We start from the raw sequence: 6,503 nt of genomic DNA on the forward strand, positions 1-6,503 counted from the left end.
GCGAAGAACACGGTAGCCGCGCCGGTGAGCGCCGGGCCGAAGCCGGAGGGCATGAACGGGTTGTAGTTGCCCGTGTTGATGTAGAAGATGCCCAGGCCGACGATGAACAGGATCAGGACGATCTTGATGGCGACGGCGATCAGCTCGAAGCGGCCGAAGGTCCGCGCGCCGCGACTGAGGATGAAGGTCACCAGCAGGCAGATGAGCATCGCGGGGAGGTTGACCACCCCACCCTCCTCGGCGCTCGCGGTGATCGAGTCGGGCAGGTTGACCCCGAATCCGTCCAGGAAGGAGTCGAGATATCCGGAGATGCCGATCGCGACGACGGCGACGATGGCGACGTACTCCAGCAGCAGGTCCCACCCGATGAACCAGCCGATCAGCTCGCCGAGCGCGACGTACCCGTAGGTGTAGGCCGAGCCGGCCCGCGGGATCATCCCGGCGAACTCGGCATAGGACAGAGCGGCGGCGGCCGACGCCAGGCCGGCGATGAGGAAGGCGACCAGCACGGCCGGTCCGACGCCCGGATTGTCCTCGTCGCCATGCGCGACCAGCCCGGCCAGCGAGAAGATGCCGACGCCGATGATGCCGCCGACGCCGATCGCGGTCAGCTGCCAGAGCCCGAGCGACTTGGTGAGCCGGCCGACGCCGCTGCTCTCCTCGATCTCCTCTATCCGATCGACCGGGAGGCGCCGCCAGACGGATCCGGACTGTTTCGTGGGCATGTGCGCCTCCCCTTGTTCGACCCTTGTCAATCTAGGTGATTGACAGACCGGCCGGTATCGGTGAAGCTCGATCGGTGTCCCGTGGGATCGCTCCCACGGCGGTTTTCCTCAGGTCAGGAGCCATGCCATGGTCCGCCGCAAAGGCTTGATCGTCGTCGCCGCGGTTGTCGTCGCGCTCGGGTCTGCCGCCGCGCCCGCGAGCGCCGCCATTCCCGACGGCACGAAGTTCTACACGCCGCCGCCGAATCCAGGCGCGATCGCGCAGATCGACCAGCTGGCCGCTGCCGGGCAGCGGGATCTCGCGAAGAAGGTGCGCGAGATGATCAAGACGCCGCAGGCGGTGTGGAAGACCAGCGGCTCCGGCAAGGAGCTGACGCGGTCGGTGCGGGCCGACATGCGACGGGCGGAGCGTACGCGGACGATGCCGGTCTTCGTCGCCTACAACGTGCCGTTCCGGGACTGCGGCGCGTACTCCGCCGGTGGTGCGAGGTCAGTCGCCGAATACAAGGCGTGGATCGACGCCTTCGCCGCCGGCATCGGCCGGCAGCGCGCCGCCGTCATGCTCGAGCCGGACGGTCTGGGCATCATCCCGTGGCACACCGACATCAACGGCAACCTCGAGTGGTGCCAGCCGGCCGAGGCGGATCCGGCGACGGCCGAGGCCGACCGCTTCGAGATGCTGAACTACGCCGTCGACCGCTTCAAGGCGCTCGGTCACACGCGGGTGTATCTCGACGGTACGCACAATGGCTGGCTCTCCGCCGGTGACGCTGCCAGCCGGCTGGTCAGTGCCGGCGTGCTCAGGGCCGACGGCTTCTTCCTCAACGTGTCCAACTACGAGCCGACGCCGAAGTTGCTGAAGTACGGCAACTGGGTGGCCAAGTGCGTGTACTACGGCACGCACGGCGGCCAGTTCTCGGAGTGCGCCAGTCAGTACTACCCGGCCGACCCGAACGACTTCAGCACCTGGGGCTTGTCCGACGCGTGGTACGACGCCAACGTCGGCACGGTCTCCCCGGACGACCTGCCGCACTTCGTGGCCGACACCAGCCGCAACGGCCAGGGCGCGTGGACGCCGCCGGCCGGCAACGGCTGGCCCGACCCCCAGACCTGGTGCAACCCGCCGGATCGGGGCCTCGGGCTCCGGCCCACCACCCGCACCGGCGACCCGCTCGCCGACGCCTTCCTCTGGATCAAGATTCCGGGGGAGTCCGACGGCCAGTGCGACCGCGGAACCGGGACGGGCCTCGACCCGGCCCGCGGGAACACCGCCGACCCGGCGGCCGGCTCGTGGTTCCCGCAGCAGGTCATCGAGCTGGTGCAGCTGGCGAACCCGCCGCTACGCTGACGCCGCTCCGGGGTGCCTTCACCAATAAAACGGAATAATAGGGCACAATCGACATGTGCTGACGGATGAGTATCCCGACACCTCCGTGCTGACCGATCGGCAGCGTCAGGTCCTGGGCGTGATCCAGGACTGGGCGACCAGGCACGGCCACTCGCCGTCCACCCGGGAGATCGGTGACGCGCTCGGCCTGGCCTCCACCTCGTCGGTCAGCCGGCACCTGCGGATGCTCGAGGATTCCGGGTTCGTGCGCCGGGGCCGCTCGGCGACACGCCCGATCGACATCCGGATGTTCCTGCGGCCGGACCGGCAGCGGCCGCCACCGGCGACGGTGAGCGTCCCGCTGATCGGTGACATCGCCGCCGGCGCGCCGATCCTGGCCGAGCAGACGCACGACGAGGCCCTGCAACTGCCACTGGACCTGGTCGGGCGGGGGAGCCTGTTCTGTCTCACGGTCCGCGGCGACTCGATGGTCGGCGCGGCGATCTGCGACGGTGACATCGTGGTGGTGCGGCAGCAGTCGGAGGCGTACAACGGCGACATCGTCGCCGCGATGATCGACGAGGAGGCGACGGTCAAGGTCTACCGCCGCCGCGCCGGGCGCGTGGTGCTGGAGCCACGCAACCCGGCGTATGACGACATCGACGGCGACGGGGCGGTCATCCTCGGCAAGGTGGTCTCGGTCCTCCGCCGAACGGCATAGGACTCAGCCGAACGGTGTAGGACTCAGAAGTCGTCCGGCGTGTTGATCCGATCGCGGATCCACGTGCCGGCCGGCTTGAGACTCGCGTAGTTGTTGCTGTCGCAGGCGCCCTCGGCGAAGACCGCGCCGGTGCGGAAGTCGTCCGAGAAGTTCCAGTTCACCCAGCTGACCTTGTGCTGGCCCATCGGGTCGAGGTACTGCTGCGCCCGGCCGAAGTTGTTGCCGCCGTCGCCGGAGGCCTGCTGGGTGCCGAACTCGGTGACGAACATCGGGAGCTGCCCGATGGCGTTGCGGAAGGTGTTCAGGTACGGGTCGTCGTGCGAGGCCGCGTAGAAGTGGAACGTGTACATGATGTTGGGCGCGGTCACCGGGTTGGCCAGGATGCGCTGCACGCCCTGACCGTCGCCGGAGACGCCGAGCGACGACCAGTCCTCGGTGCCGACCAGCACGACGCCGTCCGCGTCCTGCGCCCGGATCACCGGGACGATCTGGTCCGCGTACGACTTGATCGAGTTCCAGTGGACGTCGCTGGGCTCGTTCGCGATCTCGTACAGGATGTTGTTCTTGTCCTTGTGCCGGGACGCGATCTGCTGGAAGAACGTCTTGGCCCGGGCGAGGTTGTAGTTGGGGTCACCCGGATCGAGCATGTGCCAGTCGACGATGGCGTAGAGGCCGCGGGCGTAGGCCTTCTCGATGAGGTCGTTGACCTTCGCGGTGAAGCCGGCCGGGTCGGTCTCGTAGCCGCCCTCCTGGATGTACATCGAGATCCGCAGGACGTCGGCGTGCCAGGTGTTCGCGAGCACGTCGAGGGACGTGTCGTTGACGCAGTTCGCGTACCACTGCAGGCCGTGAGTGCTCATGCCGCGCAGCTGGATCGCCTTGCCCTGCGCGTTGCAGAGCTGCCGCCCGCAGACCCGGAGCTGGCCGTTCCGCGCCACCGGGGTGGTCCCCGCGGGCGGGTCCGTCGGCGGGTCGGTCGGCGGATCCGACGGGGGACCGGTAGGCGGGTCGGTGGGCGGTGTGGAGCCGCCGGAGCAGGACACGCCGTTCAGTAGACACCCGGCCGGACTGCCGGAGCCGGCGCCGATGAAGCCGAAACTGACCGATGCGCCCGGCGCGATCGTGCCGTTCCAGCCGACGTTGCCGAAGGTGAAGTGCTGCCCCGACCGGGTCAGCGTCGCGTTCCAGTGGGAGCTGACGCTCGTGCCGGAGGGCAGGTCGAACTCGATCCGCCACGACGTGATGGCGCTCGCGCCACCGTTGGTGATCGTGTAGCTGCCCTCCCAGCCGGAGCCCCAGTCGGACACCTTGGTGAAGGTGGCGCTGCCGGCGGCCGCACTGGCGGGGGAAACGGCGTGGAGGGCCAGACCGGCGGCGACGGCCGCGACGGCGAAGGACACCAGGAGAGAGCGGGAGCGACTCATGGTGGTCGATTATTAAGGTGTCTTACAGACTTGTCCAGATCTTATGAGCATCGATATATGGGAAATTGACTGTATACAGTTTGGGTAAAACTGCATACAGTCCTGGAATGAACACCGATGACATGGTCCGGGAGCTCTGGGACCGGCAGCAGATCAGCGACGTGATGCTGCGCTTCGGGCGCGGCCTCGATGTGCACGACTGGCAGCTTTACGCGGACACCCTCGCCGACCCGTTCGAGGTCGACTTCTTCGACCTGACCGGTCAGCCGCCGACGACCACCACACCCGCGGTGTGGGCCGAGTTCGCCGGCGCATGCCTGCAGCGGCTCACCGTCATGCACCAGTACTCGAACTTCCACATCGATCTGAACGGCGACGAGGCGGACGGGATCTTCTACCACATCTCCCGGCACCGCTTCCCCAACCGGCACGGCGACGACCACTACACCCAGTACGGCTGGTACGAGAACTCGTTCCGGCGTACCGGCGACGGCTGGAAGATCAGCAAGCTCAAGCACACCTTCCAGTGGTGCGACGGCAACCCGAACCTGATCGACATGTCCGACCCGCAGTGGCAGAAGGCCGCGGCGGCCGTCTTCGGACCTCAGTCGTGACGGTCCACCACACCGCCCAGCTCAACGGCGTCAAGCAGCACTACGTGGTGGCGGGCAGCGGGCCGGCGGTCCTGCTCCTGCACGGCTGGCCGCAGACCTGGCACGAGTGGCGGCACGTGATCGACGCGCTGGCCGGCGACTTCACCGTCGTCGCCCCCGACCTGCGAGGCTTCGGCTACTCGGGCAAACCGGCGAGCGGGTACGACGCCGAGACCTACGCCGCCGACCTCGCCGCCCTCCTCGAACACCTCGACCTGCACGACGTGACGGTGGTCGGCCACGACTGGGGCGCGGTCTTCGGCTACGTCCTCGCCGCCGCCCATCCCGAGCGGGTGTCCGCGCTGGGCATCGTCGAGATGGCGCTGCCCGGCCTCGGCATGATGGAGCAGGCGATGGCGCCCGTGGCCGACGGCAACTTCCTGTGGCACATGGGCTTCCAGTCCGTACCCGATCTCCCGGAGCTCTTGATCGCGGGCAAGGAACGGCCCTATCTGCGCTGGTTCTTCGAGCACTTCGCCTACGACCCGAGCGCGATCACCGAGGCAGACCTGGACGAGTACGTCGCGGCGATCACCCAGACCGGCGCGCTGCGCGCCGGGCTCGCCGTCTACCAGGAGTTCTTCCGCTCGGCCGAGCAGGTCAAGGCGCGGTCCGCCACACCGCTGGACATCCCGGTGCGCGCCTACGGTGGCGAGGCGTGCCTCGGCGGCCTGACCCTGGCCACGGCTCAGGCGGTCGCCCCCGCGGCCGAGGGCGGTGTGATCGAGCGCTGCGGCCATTGGGCGGCCGAGGAGCGCCCCGACTTCGTCAGCGATCTGGTTCGCGACCTAGCAAAGGGTTGAGCCGTTTCCCGGCCGCGTTCCAGATGGCGCGGCCGGCCGCGGTCCTCTTCACCCACCGCATCCGGGCGACGATCCGGTCCCCGGTCGTGGGTGACGCCTGGCGGGCCGCGCGCTGCCGGACGCGCGTGACCCGCCGCAGCGTCGCGCCGGTGGACGGCTGGACCGTGTCCGGCTCGAGCCGGTGCGACGCCACCGCCAGATAGCTGAAGCGCTGCATGGCCTTCGGCGAGGGCGGGCGTTTGCCGGAGAGCATGTCCTCGATCGTCTTGGTGTCGACCATCTTCGCGAGCGGGCCCTGCGCGGTGTCGAGCAGGTCGGCGATGACCTCGGGCCCGTCGCCCTCCCAGATCTTCGGGACCGTCGACGTGTTCGTCGTGGCCGCGACGCCGCCGGCGACGTACGGAACATCGGCCCACTCCGGCACCAGGTGCTTAACCAGTCCGAAGTGGAGCACGCGGTCGCGCTTCTGCTGTGCGGTGAGCGAGAACATCACCGACACCAGGCCGGGGCGCAGGAACGGCGTGACGATGTTGAGCATGTAGGCGGCACTGGACCAGCGCCGCATCGGGTGAACGAGGTAGATGTAGTCGATCAGGTGCTCGTCGCGGACGCCGATGTCCTTGGCGTGCCGCAGGATCGCGGTGACCCGCTCGTGTTCCTGCTCCGCATAGGCGGGGACGACCCCGGCCGGGCCCAGCAGATGAGCCAGGGCGGCCTGCTCGGGCGTCTGGTCCTGGCCCGGCTTCGGATACCAGAACCCGGTGCCCAGCTCGCCGCCCGCGCCGGTGATGCTCGCCCGCACCGGGGCGGGCGGCAGCAACTGCGCGGGCGCCGGCCGGACCACGTAGTT

General features: G+C 68.7%; 6 protein-coding genes and 1 pseudogene. 4 read left to right on the forward strand and 3 right to left on the reverse strand.

The annotated features are described in order from the left end of the window. Positions 1–725: amino acid permease (locus AB0M20_RS20820; RefSeq protein ID WP_364300439.1), on the reverse strand; the 725-nt coding region annotated here is incomplete at its 3' end. Between the two features lie 127 nt (positions 726–852). Here AB0M20_RS20820 and AB0M20_RS20825 point away from each other — a divergent pair. Both AB0M20_RS20825 and lexA read left to right on the forward strand, forming a co-directional pair. Next, positions 853–2,073, forward strand: coding sequence for a glycoside hydrolase family 6 protein (locus AB0M20_RS20825; RefSeq protein WP_364300441.1), 1,221 nt, complete (start codon positions 853–855; stop codon positions 2,071–2,073). Positions 2,074–2,128: 55 nt separating this feature from the next. Further along, a complete protein-coding gene (lexA, locus tag AB0M20_RS20830; RefSeq protein ID WP_364300443.1) occupies positions 2,129–2,773 on the forward strand; it encodes a transcriptional repressor LexA in 645 nt (214 codons plus the stop codon). Positions 2,774–2,796: 23 nt separating this feature from the next. Here the strand turns inward: lexA and AB0M20_RS20835 are convergent, their stop codons facing one another. Further along, positions 2,797–4,197 (reverse strand): cellulase family glycosylhydrolase, encoded by a 1,401-nt coding sequence (locus AB0M20_RS20835; RefSeq protein ID WP_364300445.1) that lies wholly within the window; start codon positions 4,195–4,197, stop codon positions 2,797–2,799. A 107-nt stretch (positions 4,198–4,304) separates the two neighbouring features. On the opposite strand from AB0M20_RS20835, the gene AB0M20_RS20840 reads away from it, so the two are divergent. Together AB0M20_RS20840 and AB0M20_RS20845 are read left to right on the forward strand one after the other, a co-directional pair. Further along, complete coding sequence (locus AB0M20_RS20840; RefSeq protein ID WP_364300447.1) at positions 4,305–4,811, forward strand: nuclear transport factor 2 family protein; 507 nt, start codon at positions 4,305–4,307, stop codon at positions 4,809–4,811. After that, positions 4,808–5,653 (forward strand): alpha/beta fold hydrolase, encoded by an 846-nt coding sequence (locus AB0M20_RS20845; protein ID WP_364300449.1) that lies wholly within the window; start codon positions 4,808–4,810, stop codon positions 5,651–5,653. The genes AB0M20_RS20840 and AB0M20_RS20845 overlap by 4 nt, the downstream gene beginning before the upstream one ends. On the opposite strand, the pseudogene AB0M20_RS20850 reads toward AB0M20_RS20845, so the two are convergent. Beyond that, positions 5,619–6,503: pseudogene (locus AB0M20_RS20850) on the reverse strand (hypothetical protein); the annotation flags it as partial. The gene AB0M20_RS20845 and the pseudogene AB0M20_RS20850 sit on opposite strands and share 35 nt — an antisense overlap.

The sequence above is a fragment of the Actinoplanes sp. NPDC051633 genome, from assembly GCF_040681735.1.
Taxonomy (GTDB): Bacteria; Actinomycetota; Actinomycetes; order Mycobacteriales; family Micromonosporaceae; genus Actinoplanes.